This is a genomic window from Flavobacterium sp. 140616W15 (assembly GCF_003668995.1).
Classification (GTDB): domain Bacteria; phylum Bacteroidota; class Bacteroidia; order Flavobacteriales; family Flavobacteriaceae; genus Flavobacterium.
In genome coordinates, this window is record NZ_CP033068.1 from 817,816 (window position 1) to 839,478 (window position 21,663).

Consider the following 21,663-nt stretch of genomic DNA (forward strand, 5'->3'; position numbering starts at 1 on the left):
TTTTTATTTTTTTTGAAATTTATTATTATTTTAAGCTTTGTAATGTTTGATTGATTTTATCGAAATCTTTTTCAATTGCACGATACAAAACAATTTTACCTTTTTTATCTACAATAATATATCTTGGAATCCAATCTAAATCAATTGCTTTTCCAAAAACACCTTTCATACCATCGATCATCATAAAATGATCTCCTTTTATTTCGTGTTTCTCAATTCCAGCTTTCCATTTATCGGCAGTTTTATCAGCTGAAAGGAATAGGTAAGCTACATCAGGATTGTTAGCTTGTAATTCTTTTACTTTTGGCATTGCTTTTATACAATCGCCACACCATGAAGCCCAAACTTCGATTACTAAAGTTTTTCCTTTGTATTTTTTTAATATGTCTTTGAAAGCAATTTGACTATCATCTGTCGATAATAATTTTTCTGATAGTGCTTCTTTAGAAAAAGCAGTTTTTTGTGCATTTGTACAAGAAAACGTAGCAAAAGCAATAAGCAATAGAATTATTTGTTTCATAGATGTATATTTTTTACCAAAGTTAAACAAACAAATCGAAACAGAAATAGAGATTAACAAAATTTGAAGACGTACTTATTTTGTCACAAATTGAACAATTTTGGTTACAAAAAATAAAATGAAATCGTAATAGTTGGGTGAGAAAACTAGTTTTTTGAATAAATAAAAAAGAGTTGAGCTAAAATAAACTTAAAAAAGAGATATTATTTTGGTTCTTGAAAGTATTCTAAAAGGAAAAAAACGTCTGGTTAGTATATAAAAAGAGGGAATAAATTTGAACTATGCTTATTTCTTAAAATCAGTGTTTATTCTTAATGTAATTGATTTATTTTTAAGATTATAAATTTCCATAAATTATAATATAATCAGCATATTTTAATTTGTCATTAAACCATTGTATTGCTTCTTGTAAAAATGAGTTGAGATTTGGATCGTCGGTTTTTGTTTGGCTAATTTTCTCTACGATCGTTATGCAAGTTTTATTATCAAAATAATTATGCCCACAAGTATCAAAACTTTCTTCTATATTTTTATTCCAAGGATTTTGTAGAGGAAAAACAGATTTAAATTTTTCTATAATAACTTCAAAGTAAGCTGTTGGAATAAAAGCATCATTTCTTTTAACTGTTTTATAATTTTCTCCATTTGTATTTTCTGGCCATATAATAAAGCCAATTTCATTTTTTGGAGTTTTATTCTTTCGAGTAGTAAGTATTATTTGTCTTGAATTAATTTTCTCAATAGTTTTATTTTTATCGTAATTACAAAAAAGATAATTTTGTTTCACTATTTCTTCTTCACATTCTGTTATTCTACTAATTTCTTTGATGTTACCATTATGAAATTGTTCTTCACATACAAGGATATCATTGTCATATTTTCTTAAAAGCTCAACAGCAGTATTTAAGGGAATAGGTATTTTATTTCTTAGTGCTTTGATTCTCTCTAAGTCCATGATGCATCTATTTTAATTGATAATTGCCATTTGCCCATTTCTTGCAAGGTACAATCCAATCATTTAAAGCTTTGTATAAAAAGCCATGTTTCAGATTTGTATTTAATTCAATTTCTTTAAAATGATTAATTTTCAACTTCGAAGTTTCTTTTCGTTTTATTGCCGAAACACCATACACATCTGACTTTTCATAGATTGTCAAGATGTTTCCACAATAATTTAAATCAGGGATTTGTTTTATATCAGCATCAGTAAAACATCCTATAAATACAAAATTAACGTTGGGATTTGCCAAATAAGTAGAAACGTATTGAGCAATATAACCTCCTTTAGAAGTACCTATTACTGTTATTTTATTAGGATTAACGCCTTTTTTAATCAAGCTATTAATTTGTTTTACAGTTTTTCTAACGAATTTATTGAAATCGGTTTCTGGAGTTCTTAATTCACTAAAAACAATAAAATTATCATCTTTAAACGATTTAATGATTTCATTGTATTCTGCTCTTCCATACTCAGGATGTTCAGTATTTAAATCGTTTTCTTCAAGGAATTTATTGTGTAAAAAAAAGATATAGGCTTGTGTTGTATCTTTTACTTTTTGTTGACCAAAACAAAGAGTACTTAAAAGGATAAAAAATAAAAAACACACAACGTTTTGAGTTTTACTCATAATGTTAATATTAAGGATATACTTTCAAATGTACATAAAAAAAATGCATCAATAAACCATTATTTAGGCTTATTGATGCAAAAAATTATTGCTTAAAACGGTAAAAAGTTTTACAATTTTAAATCTTTAATGTCATTGTAATGTACTTTTTGAGCAACAGTTCCATTATTTAAAATTACGATACTAGGATTCGCTCTTTCGATTGTTTTAAGAGTTATTGCATCACAAAAGTAAAAATCAACATTTAGTTTGTATTGTTTTTTTGCAGCAGCAATTTCATCTTGTCCTGAAGCTGTCATTGCAATTACTTTATATCCTTTTGCTTTAGCTTCTTCATTTAATTTTTCTAATTTTTCCATACCAGCTGGTTCAGAACGAGTTAAATCGTAAGTAACAAAAATCATAAGTTTTGGTTCTTTTAAGAATTGATCTTTATAATCTTCCCCATCTTTTTCCATAGAAAAATCATGAATAGGAGGTACGTAACCTTCTGTGATCACTTTGTCTTTTCGGTCAACAAACGTTGCTCCTTCTGGGATAGACATTAAATCTTTTTCAGTAAATTCTTTGTTTACACCATTTACATTGTAAATAAAAATCATTTCAACTACTGACTGTGGAGCTCCTTCAGGAATTTCCATTCCTTTTTCGATGTTTGAACCTACTTTATATGGACGGAAATCTTTTATTGGTAAATGGTTCAACACCCAAATTCCCATAAAAATGCACAAAAAGATACTTATATAGGTAATAATATTTTGAACGCTGTTACTGAATAAAGGTTTAACTAATTCTTTGTTAATGAATAATATTAAAATGAAGAATAGTAAAACGATGTCTTTCGTGAACGATTGCCAAGGTGTTAAATGCAAAGCATCACCAAAACAACCACAATCTTTTACTACATCAAAGTATGCAGAATAAAAAGTAAGGAAAGTAAAAAGGATAATAAGGATTAATAAGCTCCAAATTGTAATTTTAGATTTGTAGCCAATAAGAAGCATTACTCCCAAAATTACTTCTAGAATTACTAAAAACAAGGCTAATCCTAGTGATAATGGCTCTAAAAAAGGGATATTGAAAACAGGTTCGCTAAAGTATTCTGCTAATTTATAAGAGAATCCAACAGGGTCATTTAGTTTTATTAATCCAGAAATAATAAATAATACTCCAACAAATATTCTTGAGAATTGTGTAATTATATTTTTCATGTAGGTTTTAAGTTTAAGTTTTTTGAAGGTTACAAAATAGGAATTATTTTTTGTTTCCAAAGGGTCTAATATCAATGCAAAAACAGCGTAGTTAATCATATCTTGATAATTAGCATCGATTCCTTCAGATACCAAAGTTTTACCTTTATTATCTTCTATTTGTTTAACGCGAAGTAATTTTTGAAGAATGATATCAGTTAATGAGCTCACACGCATATCACGCCATGCTTCACCATAATCATGGTTTTTTGCTAGCATTAATTCTTTAGTGATTTTTACTTTGGCATCGTATAATTCAGTTGCTTTTTCTACATCTAAATCAGGCTGATCAGCAACTCCTAATTCTAATTGAATTAATGCCATTACTGAATAGTTGATGATTCCTATGAATTCTCCTTTTTCATCTTCGTCAACTTTACGAATTTCATTTTCTTGTAAGCTTCTAATTCGTTGTGCTTTTATAAAAATCTGGTCGGTTAATGAAGGCAACCTTAATATGCGCCACGCACTACCATAGTCTTTCATTTTATTGATAAAAAGCGAACGACAAATCGCAATTACATTATCGTATTCTTGAGGAGTATTCTTCATTATTGATGTATATTTGTCTAAATTTCTTCAAAAATAAGGATAAAATTTTTAAAAGTTTTGTTTCAAGTTTCAAGTTTTGTTTGTTTCAGGTTAAAATCTGTTAGAAAACGTTTTGCAACTTGAAGCTTTAGACTAAAATAAAATAAAATTATGTTGATTAACTGCAAAGGGCAACTCATTGATTTGTCAGTTCCTAAGGTAATGGGAATTTTAAATGTAACGCCAAATTCTTTTTTTGATGGCGGAAAATACAATAGCAATCAGGCGATACTTTCTCAAGTAGAAAAAATGCTTTCTGATGGGGCTACATTTATCGATCTTGGAGCATATTCGAGTAAGCCAAGTGCCGAGTTTGTTTCGGAAGAAGAAGAATTAGACCGAATTGTTCCTGTTGTAAAATTGATTTTAAAACATTATCCAGATGCATTCCTTTCTATAGATACTTTTAGAAGTGAAGTAGCAAAAGCTTGTATCGAAAATGGAGCTGCTATTATCAATGATATTTCGGGAGGTAATCTAGATGATAAAATGTTCGAGGTAATTGCCAAATACAATGTTCCGTATATCTTGATGCATATGCGAGGTACGCCACAAACGATGCAAAGCCTGACTGAATATGATGATATTGTAAAGGAGATGCTTTTTTATTTTTCTGAAAAAATTGCACAAGCTAGAAATCTAGGTATAAACGATATTATATTAGATCCTGGTTTTGGTTTTTCTAAAACGCTAGATCAAAATTATGAGGTCTTGCAAAAAATGGAATTATTTAATTTATTAGAATTACCCGTTTTGGCTGGATTTTCTAGAAAGTCAATGATATACAAAGAATTAAATACTAGTCAGCAAGAAGCGTTGAACGGAACAACGATACTAAATACTATTTCATTAACAAAAGGAGCAAAAATTCTAAGGGTTCATGATGTAAAAGAAGCGATGGAATGTGTTACTTTGTATAATAAGATAGCCACTTAATATTGATTGATTTATTTTAATCTTTGGCTAAACAATAATAAAATAGAATTCAAAATATGAAATACTTAAGTTTAATTTTCGCTTTTATTCTTTTCTCTTGTGGAAAAAAGGAAGATGTTTTACTACCAAAGGCAAATGTATCAGTTGTAAAAGAGGTAATGGATCATTCGCCTATTTATATTTTTTTAGAACAGAAGGAAAAGACACTTTGGCAGAAGTAAATAGAAAAAACAGTATTATTTCAACCAATTGGCTTTTTAACATCGATAAGCGTTTGCCTTTGAGAATAGTGATTCCTGAAGTAATGAAACTTCAAGAGAAAAAGCGAGCAGATTCTGCTCATAAAAACGAAAACGCTCAAAATTATTATACATACGCAGATACAATTGGTAAGAATATGGCATTTTTACCTTTTACAGATGTATATTATAAACTAGGTGAAGCCAGTAAGAATGTAAGTCAATTGTATTTTAAGAAAAACGGAAAAATTGAATATAAAGGAAAAAAGACTTATGATTTTCCGAAGGAAAACTTGAAGCCTTTTTTAGATAGTTTGATTATAAACCCAAAAGCTCAAATTACATTTTCATATGATAAGAATATGACTTACGAAGAATATGTTAGATGTAAGATTCTTATCAATAAGTTAGAAATGAAGCAACCCGGATTAGTGTTTATAAATTATAAAGAAGATATTATTTATTAATACTGAATACCTGTGATTGTAGTCGATAATCAGAAACGTATTATTGATGATGGTAAGGTTCGTTTCTTAAAATTGTAAAACCACGATACAGCTGTTCAATAAAAAACAAACGCACCATTTGATGGGAAAATGTCATTAATGAAAGTGAAATTTTCCCTTGTGCTTTGCTATAAACAGTATCCGAAAATCCGTAAGGTCCACCAATTACAAATACTAAGGTTTTAATACCCGAGTTCATTTTCTTTTGTAATTCTTCTGAAAAACCTACGCTTGAGAAGTTTTTTCCGTTTTCATCCAATAAAATTAATTGATCTGTTGGCGCTAATTTTGCCAAAATCAATTCCCCTTCTTTTTCTTTTTGTTGACTCTCAGATAAGTTTTTTACGTTTTTGATGTCAGGAATAATTTCCAAATCAAATTTGATGTAAAAAGACAAACGTTTGGTATAATCGTCAATTAAAGTTTGAAGCGATTTATTGTCGGTTTTGCCAATGGCAATAAGTTTGATATTCATCCTTAGGAATTATATTTTGTTTTGAGTTTTAAGTTTTGTCACTCTCGATAGCTATTGGGATAAAAAAGATTAGACTGATTTTAAATCTTGGCGTAAACCTTTATGGTTAAAAGGTAATTATATTTTATTCTCAAAAACAGTTTCAAAGTGTTCTACAATAGGAAACGGTTCGTAATAATGATGCAATAGCTTCTTCCACTCAAGATATGCCGTTGATTCTCGAAAACCAATCGTATGATCTTCGAGATTGCGCCATTCGACCAATAAAAGATACTTATTGGTCTGTTCTATGCATTTTTTAAGACTGTGTCCTAAATAGCCTTCAATAGAACTAATATACTGACTTGCTATAGCAAAATCATTCTCAAAATCCTTTTCTTGGTCTTTTTTTACAAATAAAATCGCCGCTTCTTGAATCATATTTATTTCTCTGAAAATTTAGCTTCAAAAGTTTTAAATCTAGCATCAAGGTCTTTTAGCAATTGTTTTTTAACTGTATTATCCTGAATGAAACTATAATTAATACTATTGTAAACATATTGTTTGATAGTTGCATAAGAAACATCCTGATATCTGCTTGCTAATAAAACGTATTGCTCCGTCATGTTTGTTCTTAAAATTCCAGCATCGTCAGTACTAATCACAATTGGAACATTAAATTCTTTGTACAATGTAAAAGGATGACGAGCATTTTTAACTTTCAAAATAAACTCATTACTTACTAAGTTAATCTCAATCGGAATATTATTCTTTGCCATGTAACGCAATAAGTCGTACGAGTTTTCTTCGTAAGCGATATCTACACCATGACCAATTCTGTTTGCTCCTGCAGTATGTATTGCTGCAGTAATATGCCATGTTAACTCTTCTGGCTGAACCAATCCTAATGTAAGTTCACCAGCATGAAGTGTATATTTTACATCAGGAAAACGAGAATGGCAGTATTTAAACATTACCATGTGTAACCAATAATCTTTCATAGAAGTTTCGCCATGTTCTGGAGAAACGATATTTACACCTGCTACAAGTTTACTTTTGTCAGCAGAGATAAAGGCAATCATAAGATTTTTGAACAAATCGACAGGTTCCATAAAACGCAACACGAAGTTTTGATAACGCATTGTAAAATTAGCATCGTCGATTTTAAGGTCCTTATGTAATTTTGCTATGAAATTAGTATTGAAATCCTCAGCGTATTTTACAGCATTTTTGTCTTGTAATGATTTATAAAGTAAATCTAAAGATTTGAAAAGTGCTTTTTCATCTTTTTGAGCAGCTACTTGTCTTAGTTTAGTATTAAAATCAGCTAAATCATCCACATTCATATCACAAGGAATGGTGTTTAATTGTGTTTCGATATAGCTTACATTCTCTTTAATTGCTCTGTTTTTAAGCTCTAGCATACCTTCAGCAAAATGACCGTCGATAGTTGGAGAGAATTTTTCGAAAGAGTCAAAAAACAAATCATCAGAAGGAACAGATATTCCATTATAGTCTTTAACAGACCAAGTTTGCATGATTTGTTGCTTGTAATATTCTAGTTTTCCTTTGTTTTTAAGTGAAGAAAAAGTTTCCCAATTTCCATTTGCAGGTTTTGTTTTTAAAACTTGCATTGTTTCTAAATTTAAAAAGAAATCTTGTGAAATTGCTCTTTCTAGTAAAGGTTCTGCATAGATAGAACCAGAGAAATGATGATGTAAATCACCGCCTTTTGGCATTTGAGAAAAGAAAGCAGTTAGTGCCGCTTCGTTGTTTCTAATTTTATCTAAATAAGTTGCTGTTGATTGAGAAAAGCTAATCTGAGCTATAAGAAAACAGAAAATTGTAATTATCCTTGTCATAGTCTAGGTTTAAATTACATGCAAATATAATTGATTAGGAGGACATTTGAAAATATAGATGTAAATTGGTTTGTGAATCATTATTTTAAGTAACTTAATTCATGATAATATTATAAAAAAAGACGCACTGTTGTGCGTCTTTACAGAAACTTTTTTAAAAAAATAGAAGGCGGATGAAACGGGTTTACTTAGTAAAGAAGCAGATAAAAACAGATTTTTAAAATGACAATGAGAAAAAAAACGTTTTATCCGTGTTCTCGCCAAAGGCGAATCTGTATCATCCACGTTCCAAATTATGTGCAATTAGAACTCAGCATTGCTCTACGATTCCGTTTAGTCTGACAAGATTGTGACTTAGAAATTCAACATTCTTGAAGCCCAAAGCCTTTGTATCTTTGCACCTCAGAGCCTTTGCGCCTAAAAAAAAATTAGTGAAATAAGACGTCCTTTATATCGTCTGTTTTATCAAATACGCTTTTTGCAAATGGACAAAGGGGAATGATTTTTAGATTGTTTTCGCGAGCATATGTTACTGCTGCCATAACTAATTTTTTCCCAACACCTTTACCGTTAAAATCGGGATTTACTTCGGTGTGGTCAATTATAAATTTAGTGTCTCCAGCCCAAGTATAGGTCATTCTTCCACCTTCTTTTCCGTCTTCTACTGCTTTATAATATCCTTTTCTACCTTCGTTTATTTGTTCTATTTCCATGATGTTTAGTCTAAAGTGGTTTGTATTTGTATCGTGTTTGTTAGGGTTTTGTGAATCGGGCAACTATTGGCAATTTTTAAAAGTCTTTCTTTTTGAGATTCATCTACATTTCCTATTATCTCTATTTTGCGACTTAATAAGGAAACGTTTTGTTCTGTGTTTTTCTCAAAATCTACCGAAATATTAATTTCTGTAACATCCCATTGTTTACGGTCGATGTACATACGCAATGTAATCAAGGTGCAAGAGGCTAATGCAGATGCCAATAATTCGGAAGGGGAGAAGCCTAAATTTTTTCCTCCAACTTCTTGTGGTTCATCGGCGATAACAATATTACCACTTGCCGATTTTATTTCTGTCCGATATTTTCTTGTGTCAATGCTTGCTGTTATTGTATTCATAAATTTATCGTATTTGTGGTTGTGGCAAAGGAACAAATTCGGTTTCGCCAGGAACTTTAGGGAAAGTCTGAGCTGTCCAGTCTCGTTTTGCTTTTTCTATTAGCTCTTTGTCTGAGGAAACGAAATTCCAAAAAATAAAATGTTCTTCAGGAAAAGGAGTTCCTCCAAATATATAAACGGTAGTATTGGCTGCGATTTCAAATTCGCATAACGTACTGTCGTTAGCGATCAGGATTTGTTTTGGATCGTAAGTATGTTCGCCACTTTTTATGCTTCCTTCTAAAATATACAATCCGCTTTCGCCAAATAAATCCTTTCCGATGTTTATTTTTTGAGCTGTTGTACTTTTGATTTCAATAAAATAAAGCGGACTATATACTGGTACTGGCGATTTTTTTCCAAAAGCTTCTCCTGCTATTAGTTTATAAGAGACACCATCTTTCTCCCAAGCTGGAATATCATCAGCTTCGACATGTACAAAGTTAGGATCCATTTGCTCCAATTCTTTAGGCAGTGCTACCCAAATTTGTAAACCATGAAGCATCTTGTCTGTTTTGCGTAAATATTCGGGTGTTCTCTCAGAATGTACAATTCCTTTTCCTGCAGTCATCCAGTTTACAGCTCCAGGCTTAATCTCCATTTCGGTTCCTAAACTGTCTTTGTGCATGATACTCCCTTCAAACAAAAAGGTAAGTGTCGATAACCCGATGTGCGGATGTGGCGGAACATCCATGTTTTCATGGTCGCTTAAATGTGCTGGTCCCATATGATCGATAAATACAAATGGTCCAACGGCTCTTTTCTCACGGAAAGGCAATAATCTACCAACCATAAAATTACCAATATTGGCAGCGCGTTCTTCAATAATTAGATTTACGTTTGACATGTTATATTTTTAAAATTAATCTTCTAATGTTCCAAATTTACCATTATTGTAGTCATCCACAGCCTGAATTAATTCTTCGTGTGTGTTCATTACAAAAGGCCCGTGAGTAGCAATTGGTTCGTTAATTGGCTCACCGCTTAAAATTAATACGATACTATTTTCTTGTGCCTCGATATGAAAATCTTCACCTTCATTTTTAAATAAAACTAAATGATCAGTTGGCACATTTGTATCATCATTTACAGTAATACTTCCTTCTATAACCAATAAAGCTGTGTTGTAAGTTGCAGGAAAATTAAATGTTGCTTTTCCGCCTTTAAGTAATCTTGCGTTAAGCAAATGCAAAGGGGTAAAGGTAGATGCTGTTCCTTTTACCTCTTTGTATTCTCCAGCGATTACTTCGATATGACCGCCATTTTCAGGAAGTTCGTATTTACTAATTTCATCATTGGTGATACCTTGGTATTTAGGTTTCGACATTTTATCTTTTGCAGGTAAGTTTACCCAAAGTTGTACCATTTGGAAATCACCTCCAGTTTTACTGAAGTTTTCTTCGTGATATTCTTTGTGCAAAACTCCCGAAGCTGCTGTCATCCATTGTACGTCGCCTTCACCAATTACTCCACCGCCTCCGCTACTGTCATGATGGGCTACTTTGCCTTTGTAGGCAATTGTTACCGTTTCGAAACCACGATGCGGATGCACGCCAACTCCCTTTGGAGTATTTGTAGGTGGGAAATAAAACTTTGAATTATAATCGAGCATGATAAATGGACTCATGCGTTTCATACTTAATTGTGGTACACTTGGAATAAAATTATGTACTCTAAATCCATCACCAACAAAATGTGGTTGTCTTGGAGCTACTACTATTTCTATATTTTTAGTTTTCATAATGCTTTTGTTTAATTGTTATACAAAGTTACTCTCATTATGAAAAATGTAACTTAATGTAGATTAAGAAGTGAGTTACCATAAAAGTAAGGATTATTTTTAAATAGTATAAAAACACCCTTAAATTAACTTTGGTTTTCAGGATGTATATTTTTTGGCTAGTAATTATGGCTTATTTGTAGTTTAAACCATTTAGGGAAAGCCTAACTTGTATCAACAAGTTCCTTTATTGTGGCTTAAATTGTGGGTTGGAAAGATTATTTTATAGACATTGTTTAATAATCTTTGTAGACACGGAAAAGGATTTTCTGTGTTATTGTTGTGTTGGGATATCTAAATAGTCGAGGTATTATAAATTTCTAAATGATAACCATTCTTGTAAGAGTATTTTAAAATCATTCAAATGGATTGTTTGATAGCCATCAATTGAAAAATAAGGACTAGAAAAAACCACATCAAATACTGAAAATTCTTCTGCACTATTAAGAAAATCTAAATCATATGGTTGGTTATTTTGTATTAAATTAATTGTGTTTATTAAATCAATAATGACAATTTTAGGCAATACTTGAATAAAGTTTAATTTTTTGTATTCACCAAGTGCATTGCTTGAATCTAAAATATATCCGATTTCATTAAAGGGGCCTATTTTTTTATAAAATTTTAAATTTAATTCATCTTGTTTTTTCATGCTCTTTGTATTTTAAGGGGCATATTGTTTAACAATTGTCATCAAAGATAAATGATCTGTTTGTAATCTTTCTGTAACAGGATCTAATTGATGACTTCTGTGTATAAATTCAATTTTTGTACCATCAGAAAATATGGAACGATATGTTGTTGTTGTACTAACATCATAATTTGTTCCCATAAAAGTAAGGATTATTTTTAAATAGTATAAGAACACCTTTAAATTAACTTTGGTTTTCAGGATGTATATTTTTTGGCTAATAATTATGGCTTATTTGTAGTTTAAACCATTTAGTGAAAGCCTAGGAACTTGTATAAACAAGTTCTTTTATTGTGGCTTAAATTGTGGGTTGGAAAGATTATTTAATAGACATTGTTTAATAATCTTTGTAGATACGGAAAAGGATTTTCTGTGTTATTGTTGTGTTGGGATACATGATAGGTTAGAATTTTATTCTTTTGTAATTCTGTCGAGTTCTTTTAAAAGAGTAGGAATTCTAAATGCACCATGCATGTTTTTTATAAAGGAAGCCGCAATATCTAAATTAATGCCTATTGATGAAACATAAAGAGGTTTTTTACTTTCACCTCTGAACACTTCTTTTACGGTATTTTTATTTCTAAAAAATGAAGATTTTGCAACACCGATAACAGAGATTTCTTTACTTAAGCTTTCCCAAGTATAACCACCCAATCCGAACTCCCTATTATTGTCAACATATACATGTCCATCAATTATAATGGTTTTGATTTCATCTAAATTAACCTTTTTAAGAATGCTCTCAATACAAGGTAATTCTCTTTTGTAAAATTCACCTGAAATATATTCCTCTATGCTAGCAATTTGCTCGACAATTATGTTTTGAGGAGTTTCATCTTGCCAATTAAACAAAATAGCTACAATTTTTGCTATGTTTTCTTTATAATGAACATCTATTGCTAAAATCATTCTAGTCTAATTTGTATTTAGATACCATTTTTTGGTAATACCCATCATCTGTTAATTTCCCGCCTCCAATTTGATTACCATTGAGATCATATTCATAAAAAGCTAAACTAGTTTCTCCAACAGTTAAAGTTGTCCTAATAAGTTGTTCATTTTGATTATATTCATTATCCCAGCCCAAATGGCTTCCATTTTTATATTCTTTTTCAAATGCTACGCTACCATTGAGGTTTCTATCTAATACCAAATATCCAGTATAAAAAGTTTCATTATATAATATTTTGCGATAGCCATCATCATCCCATCCGCCATACTGCACTTGTGTATCATCTAATCTTAACTTTTCAGATTGTTTTAAGCTCATAACTTTTTTTATTAATTTGACATTATCATTTTAAAATCTTTTGTAATAAAGAAACAGTCAGACACCTTGACTTTATTCAAATAAAAAGGTGTAACCTATATACCTTTGGAGGGTACAGTATGTTTTGTTGTGGAAGTCTGTTGTTTGTTTTTGTGGGTAGAATAATTCTTCATCAAGTATAAAAGAATGTTTCCAACTGGAGTTGAATTGAGGATTTACTTGCGCAGCAAGATATCTTGGCTCATTTAAATTGTAGTTATCTAGATATAAGTTTTTTATGTTGTAATCCATAAGCAATACTCGAGAATAATCATTATCATATTTGCTTAAAAATTTATAATTCATTATTTTAGAATCTAATTCTTTAACTTCTAAAGATAATTTTTTATCAAAATCTTTTATTTGTTCTGTCAATTGATTATTACTGGTCAGATTACGCTCATAGATTTCAAATTCATTGTACTTAAGTTTACCAAATTCAAGGTAAGTTGTATTTCTGATAATTTTATTTAAGACTGGATCATTTTCTATTCTAAATACTTTTTTACTTTTTTTTCGATAAGGTAGGATATAACAGTTTTTTTTCCAGTCGTATTGATTGTTATATGGTTGGTCATTTTCGCTGAAAAAATCCGTAATTGTATCTTCACTGCCACAAATTGTAGTTCCTAGGAAACTTATTCGAGTTGTGTTTTCTTTAAAGAATTGCTTTAAAGATTTATTCTTGTCAATATTGCAAATAATTGAATTTTCTCCAACAGGAGATGAACAATGTTCTAATCCGTAAAATTTTATAAAATACATTTTAGGAACGAGATCATCAACATATTCTAGCCCATATGGCATTACTAAAGAATCTATTTGAGCTCTAATTTCAGAGTAAGATAAATTAGATGAATTTTTCAATAATATTAATATTTTATGATGGTCTAATGTCGATACCCTTTTATGTATAGTATTGATTACAGAATCCTCTCTCTGCCTATTATCAATACTGTCTTTTTTCCAAATTTTTATATATTCTGTTTCTGTTTCAACAGTTGTTCCTTTTCTAAATAATTTTAAATTGATTTGAGCAGGATTTTTTTTTATTTTAATAACTTGCGGTTCTTTATTTTTATGATCTACATATATAATTGTGTAGTTGTTGCGGTCGTTGTTTTTAAAATAATAGTACCTGTTTTTTGTATCATATTTAGCTACAATCGCAGGGATCTCAAAGCCTTCAAGAGTTACTTTAGCATCATCAATATTTTTTCCAGTCTCAGCATCTTCTACATATATTTTTATAGCATGGGTTGTTTTTTCCTGAGCTGAGCAGCAAAATGATAATAATGCAAAACAAAGTATTGATAGATGTTTCATTGTAGGTAGATTAAATTTTGGTTAAAAAAGGTTTTACACTAAGTAATTTTTTAAGTTCTGAAGTTATCGGAATGCAAAGAACTTCATATAAAGTGGTTCGGGAAACTTCGCACAGCAATTGCGAACGCTTTGTGGATCGAGATGTAGATAATTATCCAATAACTCTTTGAATCTCATTTCCATTATTATCATGAATAATATGCAGAATTAAATTACCTTGTTCATCCCAATATTTATAAGTATCATATAATGTATTAAATTTTTCGAAACATTCTTCTTTTATTTGCCCATTTTCATAATATTGGGTTTGACGGCCATCTACGTGGCCATTCACAACGGTGATTTCTCCAATGAGATTACCATTAGAATAAAATTCTTCAAAAAAACCAGTAAATGGTTGTTCTTGATAGTAGTAATAAGCTCCACCACCAGCATCTGGATGTTTTATTTCAATACTATCATCATTAAAATTAATTCGTATCATATTTTATTATTTTATGAACGTTATTAAATCTGTAATATAAAAGCAATCAGTACAAGTTTGCATTATTATTATTATTATATTTTCTGGTTCTGCAACAATATTTCTATTGCATCCTAAAACATTATTTTTCAACCAATCATCAAAAAAATGTCCCCTGTCTAATTTTCTTATATCCACGAGTGAGACGTTCGCGTCAGCAGGGGGAACCTATTTTAGGACAAGCGAGGGGATTAAAAAATTTGTTATTTATTGTAATTATTTTTTAATATTTTTTTCGATTTTTTGAAGTGCTTTAATTCCTAATAAATTGTAATATTCTATTAAATCCATTGTACCTGTTGGAGATGCTATATTATTGTTTAGTTTATAAATTTGTATTTCGCTATTTGTTGTTTCTTTTAGATCAATAAGAAAATTTTCTTTTTTGTATTCAAGAATATCATCTAAATCATAATTAATCTGATAGGAAAATTTACCGCTTTTATAAATAAGATTTGTAATTTCATTGTATGATAAAACATCGGAAGTGGCTATGTATTGTTTTAGATAATTTGGCCCAGTAGGTATGCTTGTCATAGTATTTAATTTTGGGCAGCTTACTACTATTGTATCACTAGTATTAAAATTATCTAATAATTCTCCATTATTAATTCTTATTTCATCAGAATTGGACAAAAGATCAATTTCTTTCTTGTTACGTTTATAAATATTGTTTTTTATCAGACCATTTTTTAATTTTTCTTTAAAATCACTATATATATTTGAAGAAGAATTATTTCTTTTTTCTTGTTGTGATACTTCAGAAGCTTTGATTACTGAAGACGGATTGCTTTTATAATTATTTGTCAGGTTATCACAGTGAATATATTTAATATATTTTGGGATATATTTCGGAGTTCCATCTTGATCGAAATATGTTTTTTGTTTATCTTTTGTTAGCAGAAGGATGGTATAAATTGCAAAAATATTTTTATCAGTTGCTATTTTTTTAATTACGGGATCATTAAATCGTTTAAACTTTTTTTTATTTTTTTTCTCTACTGCTATAGCTTTTAAGCTCCAAGCCCCAAAACTTAATTCATCTTTAACAATGAGATTTTTGTAGAATTCTGTTATGTATTCCTTAGCAAAACACAATGATTTCGAATCGAAATCTGGACAGCTTTTTAATGTATTTAAAATAGGATCATTAAATAATATGTAAATACGATAATCGTCTTCTTTATAAAAATTAGTGGTATCTTCAGAGATTTTGACTCTAAAAGGAGTATGTAATTGTAACTTCAACTCCTTCGGTAATCCTGCAACATTTTGAAATCCTTTTTCATTATATTTTTTATGATAGCTCATAATGGTATTATAACCAGTTGGAATTTCATTAAAGTAATAATAGCTATTTTTTGTATCATATTTAGCTACAATCGCAGGGATCTCAAAGCCTTCAAGAGTTATTTTAGTATCATCAATATTTTTTCCAGTCTCAGCATCTTCTACATATATTTTTATTGCATGAGTTGTTTTTTCCTGAGCAGAGATGTAAAATGATAACAATGCAAAATAAAGTATTGATAGGTGTTTCATAGTAGGTAGATTAAATTTTGGTTAAAAAAGCTTTTACACAAAGCAAGATCAAATTACTGCATTGAATCAATTGAATAAAAGCTTGTTAGTGCTAATTTAACAACAAAAAGTAATTTTTAGGTTTTTATCTTTTAGAGCTGTTACTTTCTCGACTTTGTTCTCTGATATTAAATCTCCGTAAGCTTCATCGATATTCAGTTCTTTTATAGGCTTTTTTGAAGTGAGAAATGCAAAGTAAGGTGATACCGATAATTCGAGGATTTGCAAAAAGACAATTAATAACGATAGAAACCAGTGAACTACGTTTTATAGCTATTAATTTATTATCTTAAGTTATATTACTACATTTTAAGTTAAAGTATTCCGTTGGACAATAAAATATTAGAAAACGTTATAATTAAGTTGCTTTTGGGTAATTTTACATTTACTTTTTTTTGTCTTAAAGAGATAGATATCTAACTAATAGAATATATATTAATTTATAAGTTCTTTTAAAAATCTTTATGCTTAAAACTAGGTAAACTTTCCTCATGTTGATTTATAACACTGCCGTCGAGACCACTTAATATATATGTTATATTTTTTTTGATTACAATGTTGGGAAATAATATACTCCATGTTTTTATGCCATTAGTATTAGTTTTACTAATCTGAATTGGTGATGGTTTTTGAATTTTGATAGACATTTTATCCAAAAAGACTAAAACATTATTAAAAGTAAATTTATAATCTTCATCCCAATCTTTAACTTCTAGAATATTTCCATTCTCATCATATTTGTATGATTTCCCAACACTAAATCCTAACCATGAAGAGATTAATTTAGATTTAATATTTCCATTACTAAAATAGGTTTCATAATAATCAAAATATTCATCAATATTTTCAGTGATATCTACACTATTGTCAAAATTTACTTTTGTTTCTTTTAATTTTTTATTTTTATCATATTCGTCTAGATGATAGGAATCATAGGATTTGTAAAAATAATTTTTAAAGCTACTCTTAGATTTATTTGAGATAGCTAAATCATTTTCATTTGATTTTTCGAGCTTAATTTTATATTGATTATATAGAGTTAAGTCAACTTTTTTATAGTCTGAATTTAGTTGTGATATTTTTATTTTAGTAAGTTTAAAGTTGTATTTTATTTCTTGACCACTACATGATACAATTGCTATTAGCATTAACACAATAATTTTACTTTTCATAATTTATCCTTTTTTATGGTTCAGGATTAACATATTGATGAGCTATATTACCTTGACAATCATAAAGAGATATAGTTGGTAATCCTACAGTAAAGGTAGAAGGATTAGTTGATTGAACATCTGAATAGTCCATGATATTATCAGTAGCCCAATGATCATAAGTAAATTTCGCAAATTGTGAAGCTTTATATGTAGCAAATGAATGAGGAACTTTTATAAAAAAGTCCCTTTAGATGGCTTAAATTTTAGGTTTGTAAAAGTTATTTTATGCTTTGGGGTAACTTTATTGTGTAGATTTTATATGTATTCTAACTTTACGCCTTTTAGTGTGAGCACCTTACTCATGTCCAGAAATAGAACTCTAAAGATTTTATCTTCTAATTTAAAAAATAAATGGAATTAGGCATGATGTAATATCCAAAGAGTTATGCTTACGATAATAACCTAATGACTCAATAACATTTCCAAAGTATTCTGCTCTTGTAAGTATATCTATACAATAGACAGTAGTAAAACTGATAAAATAAACACGAGTCTTTTCTCTAAATTTGTGTTTTCTACTCATTTCTTTTTTTGAGCTAATATTAGGAAACAATTTTAGTTCATGTGCAAGATACTCATGTCAGCGTGGGGAATTTCCATTTTTCAACCAAAAAAATCAAATGAATTTGGCTTGGTATAAAATTAAAAACACGATTCATACGTTAGTGGGGCGAGATATTTCTGATAATTAATCATCCAATTTTAAAAATAGAGAATTCCCATTTTGTAGAGCTGATTCACATATTTGCTTAATGGCATTATATTCTTCTATTATTGTAGAATCAATATGTTCATTAATAGATAAAAGTTGATCAAAAAACTCTTGTAGTTGATTAATCTTTGTAAATTCTGAAGCAAAATATAAATCTGTATTCAAAAGATAAACTAAACTATTTACATTAGAATTTGAATGTAATGGTACCCAATCAACTATTTTATTGAAGCTTGTATTAAAAATTTTTACTTTAAAAACAATTTCGTTAGTGACTTTTTTTTCAATTAGTATTGCTTCTGTTAATCCGTAGGGATTTATTGTACTTAAATCAATTGTTTTCATAATTTTATTTTGCTTTAAAATGTCCTTTTGCTAGTATTTCTTCATCTTGTGGTGTTATTATCGGCGGAATCTTTTTTTGTCTATTAATTAACCCCATCCAATTGTCTGGAGATATTGAATTTGCTTTATCCTGAAACTTAAACCAAGTGCTGTATCACCTAAGGTATCAATAAAATTAAGTTTTTTTTCATGACTTAACGAAGTTAATATTGGTTTAATACTTGGTTCATCAATATATTTAATTAAGTCATCGGTTCTTCTTTGAATACAGATATAATCTGTAAATTTAAACCTCTTTCACTGTTACTGAGGCTCCACCAGCCAAAAACATTGTAGTAATTATAAATTTTTGATATTTTTTAATAATTTTTCTTTTTTCTAAGTTGTTTTCACTAGCTATTAAGTAACTATTTGTTTGTGCTAAAACTCCAGCTGTGATAGTTATAATTTCACTTCCCACTTCAAATCCTCTCCAAACTTCGACAGCCTCAGTTGCAGATAAACCATTCTGTAAAGCCCTGCCAATCTTTGCCGTGTGTTTTAAATACTGTAAATCTCTCAATACACTAGCTCCTCCAGTAAAGTATATTAATAATGCATCAGTTGTTGAATCAATAGCTAATGAAATTCCAGCATCAAAATCTGCCAAGCGATCGTATTCTTCAATAAAATGAAATAGAAAAGCGGGTACTGTTGCCGATTTGGGAATCATTAAATCAAGATTAGTTTCAAATCCTGTAAATGAAATTTGTTGATAGAGATGGAATGAACCCAAAAACGTAATATCATCCTTATTATATCCACCATGCTCGAAATTAATATCAATTTTTGATATATAAATAATTCAGTGTTAGTCCAAGCTTTAAAAGATCCATCATTACTATGACTAAAAGTCATATAATTTCCTTGTTTAAAAACAGCTTCAATTTCGCTATCAATTATCATATTTTTATTACTTAGATCAATTTTTTTAAGCTTATCTATTGGTTTGTTCTTAGCAAATTTGATCGATTTTTGAGTAGAAAAAAAACAACTGTTCGTTTGCTTTACAACTATGTAAAGTAGCTTTTTAAAAGTGTTTATTAATTTTTGTGCTATCGAAAAAAATAACTGGCGTCTAATTAAAAACGAAGAGTTAGAAAAGAGCCAGTATGAGTTGATTTTTGGATTTCAAATAATCCAATTGAAAGCTAAGGAAACTTGTAGTACAAGTTTCTTGTCGAGGGTAATTGTATTTGCTGGGATTATTATAAAAACTTTCTGCTTGTTAGTAGAAAGTTTTTATAATAATTGTGTAAGCTTAGATTTTAACGGATCCTACTTTCTTCTAGCGTTTTTTTGTGAATTTTCACTTGAGAAAGTTTAGGAATAGGAGCAAAGCAATTTCATTATTTGCTTATTATTACTATGTAAATGTTTCGCTTTGCAGGAACTTTTAATTAGAGCTTAAGAAACTTGTTTTAACAAAATTCACTCAGAATATAAAATTGTAGTGAAATCATTTTTATATTAAAAATAATGGAAGACTAGATGGTTCATTAGAGAAACAAAAAGGTACGTTGGAAGTCGTGGTTAATTAATCGTCTCCCCATTGAACATCTTTAAAAACTCTATCATAAGCAATATCTCCAGTAATTCCATTTATGCCAATAAATCTTATTTTTATTAACGAATCAATTGTGACAGGAATTCTAACTACATATATTGGAATTTTATCTTTTTTTCCAATATCTCTGCTAACCGACAATTCATTTATCGGATCATTTAAGTTAATTTTAAATTCTTTTTTTACTTTAAGCAATAGATCATTTATAGTAAAGTTCTCAAAGCCTTTTTCGTAATCAATTTTTTTGATAAGGTTTCCTTTCTCATCATAAAATTTATAAATTCCAATAGGCATTGAAGTAAAAAGTTCTCCTTCGCTTTTAAGCATGAGTGTATTCTTGTCATAAACAAATATCTTTTTGAAATTTTTATTAATCGGCTTTGTTATGTAGACATACGTATCATTCATAGTATTAATTGCAGAGTTTTGACCTAAGAAGAAAAGTGTATCGTTTACAATTTTGCCTACTATTAATGGGAGAAGTGACTTTATAATTTTTTCATCTAATTTTTTATTCGTGATATTATTTTTATTTACGGGATTATGGTTACGATCCTGACTTTTACAGTTTACTGGTAAAAGACAAACGCCCATCAATAGAAGGATTAATTTTTTCATATTGTTTTATTTCATATTGATTTAAGTATTTTCCACTGCCTTTTCCATGTTGACTTCATTTTATTAAAATTGTAGCTCATAATATTATCTGTAGTATGTAGAGGACCACTATCTGGATCAGCATTATATTTGGGATAAACATATTTTTGATGAGGGTTTTCTATTAGACCATTTTCATCTATATGTGTGTGACATAAGTCTATTGTGTGCAAGAATTCATGTATAAGAACTGGTATATTGCGTCTTTTGTATATTACACATGCTTTGGACCCTATGCCATTTGACCTTCCCATTAATGGTTTGTTGTCAGAATTTAGTCTATTAACGGCAAAATAAACACTTTTATATAATCTCTAAATTGAGGTGCTTCTTTATTTAGTTTAGCAATTAAAACATCTTGTATTCCTGGCACCATTCCATTTTTGTCAAGATTATGAATATATTCCATATCTACTTCTACATCATTTATTTTTTCTTTTATAATAAGTACCATTTTTTTGAAATCCAGGAACCTCTGACATGTTTAATGTAAATTTACTTGTTTCTAAATTTTCGACATATACAAATGATTGAAATAAGGTGTCTTTTAATCGTTTTATTTTATTTTTACCTATAAAATTAGGATAATAATCAGAGTCAGGCATCCCTGACTTAGTCATATCCGTCAAAATTTTTACAAGAACAACTTTAGCAGTACTCATGTTTGCCTTACGTAATCTTTATAGTATATTTTGTCAAAAACTCCTTGAAGGTCATCTTTAATAAAATTAAAAAATCGGGTAAGTCCTCTGGCTTTATCAAATCTGATAAAGCGGGATA

26 protein-coding genes and 1 pseudogene are annotated in these 21,663 nt (G+C 29.3%); 2 read left to right on the forward strand and 25 right to left on the reverse strand.

What is annotated here, in order from left to right:
• Positions 1 to 25: 25 nt before the first annotated feature.
• The 5 genes and pseudogenes from EAG11_RS03565 to EAG11_RS03585 form a co-directional block, all read right to left on the reverse strand.
• Positions 26 to 520: a TlpA disulfide reductase family protein gene (locus EAG11_RS03565; protein WP_129537939.1), complete on the reverse strand. Its 495-nt coding sequence runs from the start codon at positions 518 to 520 to the stop codon at positions 26 to 28.
• Between the two features lie 337 nt (positions 521 to 857).
• Positions 858 to 1,475: a hypothetical protein gene (locus EAG11_RS03570; RefSeq protein WP_129537940.1), complete on the reverse strand. Its 618-nt coding sequence runs from the start codon at positions 1,473 to 1,475 to the stop codon at positions 858 to 860.
• A gap of 7 nt (positions 1,476 to 1,482) precedes the next feature.
• Positions 1,483 to 2,148, reverse strand: a complete 666-nt coding sequence (locus tag EAG11_RS03575) for a YqiA/YcfP family alpha/beta fold hydrolase (RefSeq protein ID WP_129537941.1) — start codon at positions 2,146 to 2,148, stop codon at positions 1,483 to 1,485.
• A gap of 110 nt (positions 2,149 to 2,258) precedes the next feature.
• Positions 2,259 to 3,359, reverse strand: coding sequence for a BT_3928 family protein (locus EAG11_RS03580; protein WP_129541017.1), 1,101 nt, complete (start codon positions 3,357 to 3,359; stop codon positions 2,259 to 2,261).
• A 129-nt stretch (positions 3,360 to 3,488) separates the two neighbouring features.
• Positions 3,489 to 3,950: pseudogene (locus EAG11_RS03585) on the reverse strand (DUF1599 domain-containing protein); the annotation flags it as partial.
• 150 nt (positions 3,951 to 4,100) lie between these two features.
• Here EAG11_RS03585 and folP point away from each other — a divergent pair.
• Both folP and EAG11_RS03595 read left to right on the forward strand, forming a co-directional pair.
• Positions 4,101 to 4,925, forward strand: a complete 825-nt coding sequence (folP, locus tag EAG11_RS03590) for a dihydropteroate synthase (RefSeq protein ID WP_129537942.1) — start codon at positions 4,101 to 4,103, stop codon at positions 4,923 to 4,925.
• 97 nt (positions 4,926 to 5,022) lie between these two features.
• Positions 5,023 to 5,631: a hypothetical protein gene (locus EAG11_RS03595; protein WP_242499256.1), complete on the forward strand. Its 609-nt coding sequence runs from the start codon at positions 5,023 to 5,025 to the stop codon at positions 5,629 to 5,631.
• A gap of 40 nt (positions 5,632 to 5,671) precedes the next feature.
• Here EAG11_RS03595 and rlmH read toward each other — a convergent pair whose 3' ends face one another.
• From rlmH to EAG11_RS03685, 20 genes are all read right to left on the reverse strand, one after another.
• Complete coding sequence (gene rlmH, locus EAG11_RS03600; protein ID WP_129537943.1) at positions 5,672 to 6,145, reverse strand: 23S rRNA (pseudouridine(1915)-N(3))-methyltransferase RlmH; 474 nt, start codon at positions 6,143 to 6,145, stop codon at positions 5,672 to 5,674.
• Positions 6,146 to 6,262: 117 nt separating this feature from the next.
• Complete coding sequence (locus tag EAG11_RS03605) at positions 6,263 to 6,565, reverse strand: antibiotic biosynthesis monooxygenase (protein WP_129537944.1); 303 nt, start codon at positions 6,563 to 6,565, stop codon at positions 6,263 to 6,265.
• Positions 6,566 to 6,567: 2 nt separating this feature from the next.
• Positions 6,568 to 7,986 (reverse strand): adenosine deaminase, encoded by a 1,419-nt coding sequence (locus EAG11_RS03610; RefSeq protein ID WP_129537945.1) that lies wholly within the window; start codon positions 7,984 to 7,986, stop codon positions 6,568 to 6,570.
• Positions 7,987 to 8,414: 428 nt separating this feature from the next.
• Positions 8,415 to 8,699, reverse strand: coding sequence for a GNAT family N-acetyltransferase (locus tag EAG11_RS03615; RefSeq protein ID WP_035628749.1), 285 nt, complete (start codon positions 8,697 to 8,699; stop codon positions 8,415 to 8,417).
• Positions 8,700 to 8,704: 5 nt separating this feature from the next.
• The gene (locus tag EAG11_RS03620; RefSeq protein WP_129537946.1) at positions 8,705 to 9,100 is read right to left on the reverse strand and encodes an OsmC family protein; all 396 of its coding nucleotides are present in this window, start codon (positions 9,098 to 9,100) and stop codon (positions 8,705 to 8,707) included.
• Between the two features lie 4 nt (positions 9,101 to 9,104).
• Positions 9,105 to 9,986 carry a pirin family protein gene (locus EAG11_RS03625; RefSeq protein WP_129537947.1) on the reverse strand — a complete coding sequence of 294 codons (882 nt, stop codon included), beginning with the start codon at positions 9,984 to 9,986 and terminating at the stop codon, positions 9,105 to 9,107.
• 15 nt (positions 9,987 to 10,001) lie between these two features.
• Complete coding sequence (locus EAG11_RS03630) at positions 10,002 to 10,880, reverse strand: pirin family protein (RefSeq protein WP_129537948.1); 879 nt, start codon at positions 10,878 to 10,880, stop codon at positions 10,002 to 10,004.
• Between the two features lie 349 nt (positions 10,881 to 11,229).
• A complete protein-coding gene (locus EAG11_RS03635; protein WP_129537949.1) occupies positions 11,230 to 11,571 on the reverse strand; it encodes a hypothetical protein in 342 nt (113 codons plus the stop codon).
• A gap of 12 nt (positions 11,572 to 11,583) precedes the next feature.
• Positions 11,584 to 11,751: a hypothetical protein gene (locus EAG11_RS21630; RefSeq protein WP_164998652.1), complete on the reverse strand. Its 168-nt coding sequence runs from the start codon at positions 11,749 to 11,751 to the stop codon at positions 11,584 to 11,586.
• Between the two features lie 270 nt (positions 11,752 to 12,021).
• Positions 12,022 to 12,519 (reverse strand): endonuclease V, encoded by a 498-nt coding sequence (locus EAG11_RS03640; RefSeq protein ID WP_129537950.1) that lies wholly within the window; start codon positions 12,517 to 12,519, stop codon positions 12,022 to 12,024.
• 1 nt (position 12,520) lies between these two features.
• Positions 12,521 to 12,880: a hypothetical protein gene (locus tag EAG11_RS03645; protein WP_129537951.1), complete on the reverse strand. Its 360-nt coding sequence runs from the start codon at positions 12,878 to 12,880 to the stop codon at positions 12,521 to 12,523.
• A 72-nt stretch (positions 12,881 to 12,952) separates the two neighbouring features.
• Positions 12,953 to 14,245 carry a hypothetical protein gene (locus tag EAG11_RS03650; protein WP_129537952.1) on the reverse strand — a complete coding sequence of 431 codons (1,293 nt, stop codon included), beginning with the start codon at positions 14,243 to 14,245 and terminating at the stop codon, positions 12,953 to 12,955.
• 151 nt (positions 14,246 to 14,396) lie between these two features.
• The gene (locus EAG11_RS03655; RefSeq protein WP_129537953.1) at positions 14,397 to 14,729 is read right to left on the reverse strand and encodes a toxin-antitoxin system YwqK family antitoxin; all 333 of its coding nucleotides are present in this window, start codon (positions 14,727 to 14,729) and stop codon (positions 14,397 to 14,399) included.
• A 255-nt stretch (positions 14,730 to 14,984) separates the two neighbouring features.
• Complete coding sequence (locus tag EAG11_RS03660; protein WP_129537954.1) at positions 14,985 to 16,310, reverse strand: hypothetical protein; 1,326 nt, start codon at positions 16,308 to 16,310, stop codon at positions 14,985 to 14,987.
• Between the two features lie 96 nt (positions 16,311 to 16,406).
• Positions 16,407 to 16,577, reverse strand: coding sequence for a hypothetical protein (locus EAG11_RS21635; protein WP_164998653.1), 171 nt, complete (start codon positions 16,575 to 16,577; stop codon positions 16,407 to 16,409).
• Between the two features lie 224 nt (positions 16,578 to 16,801).
• The gene (locus EAG11_RS03665) at positions 16,802 to 17,521 is read right to left on the reverse strand and encodes a hypothetical protein (protein WP_129537955.1); all 720 of its coding nucleotides are present in this window, start codon (positions 17,519 to 17,521) and stop codon (positions 16,802 to 16,804) included.
• A 730-nt stretch (positions 17,522 to 18,251) separates the two neighbouring features.
• Entirely contained in the window at positions 18,252 to 18,620 is a 369-nt protein-coding gene (locus EAG11_RS03670; protein ID WP_129537956.1) for a hypothetical protein, read from the reverse strand.
• 286 nt (positions 18,621 to 18,906) lie between these two features.
• Entirely contained in the window at positions 18,907 to 19,395 is a 489-nt protein-coding gene (locus EAG11_RS03675) for a hypothetical protein (RefSeq protein ID WP_129537957.1), read from the reverse strand.
• Between the two features lie 801 nt (positions 19,396 to 20,196).
• On the reverse strand, positions 20,197 to 20,844 hold the full coding sequence (locus EAG11_RS03680) for a hypothetical protein (protein ID WP_129537958.1): 648 nt from the start codon (positions 20,842 to 20,844) through the stop codon (positions 20,197 to 20,199).
• 313 nt (positions 20,845 to 21,157) lie between these two features.
• Positions 21,158 to 21,337 carry a hypothetical protein gene (locus tag EAG11_RS03685; protein WP_129537959.1) on the reverse strand — a complete coding sequence of 60 codons (180 nt, stop codon included), beginning with the start codon at positions 21,335 to 21,337 and terminating at the stop codon, positions 21,158 to 21,160.
• Positions 21,338 to 21,663 lie beyond the last annotated feature (326 nt).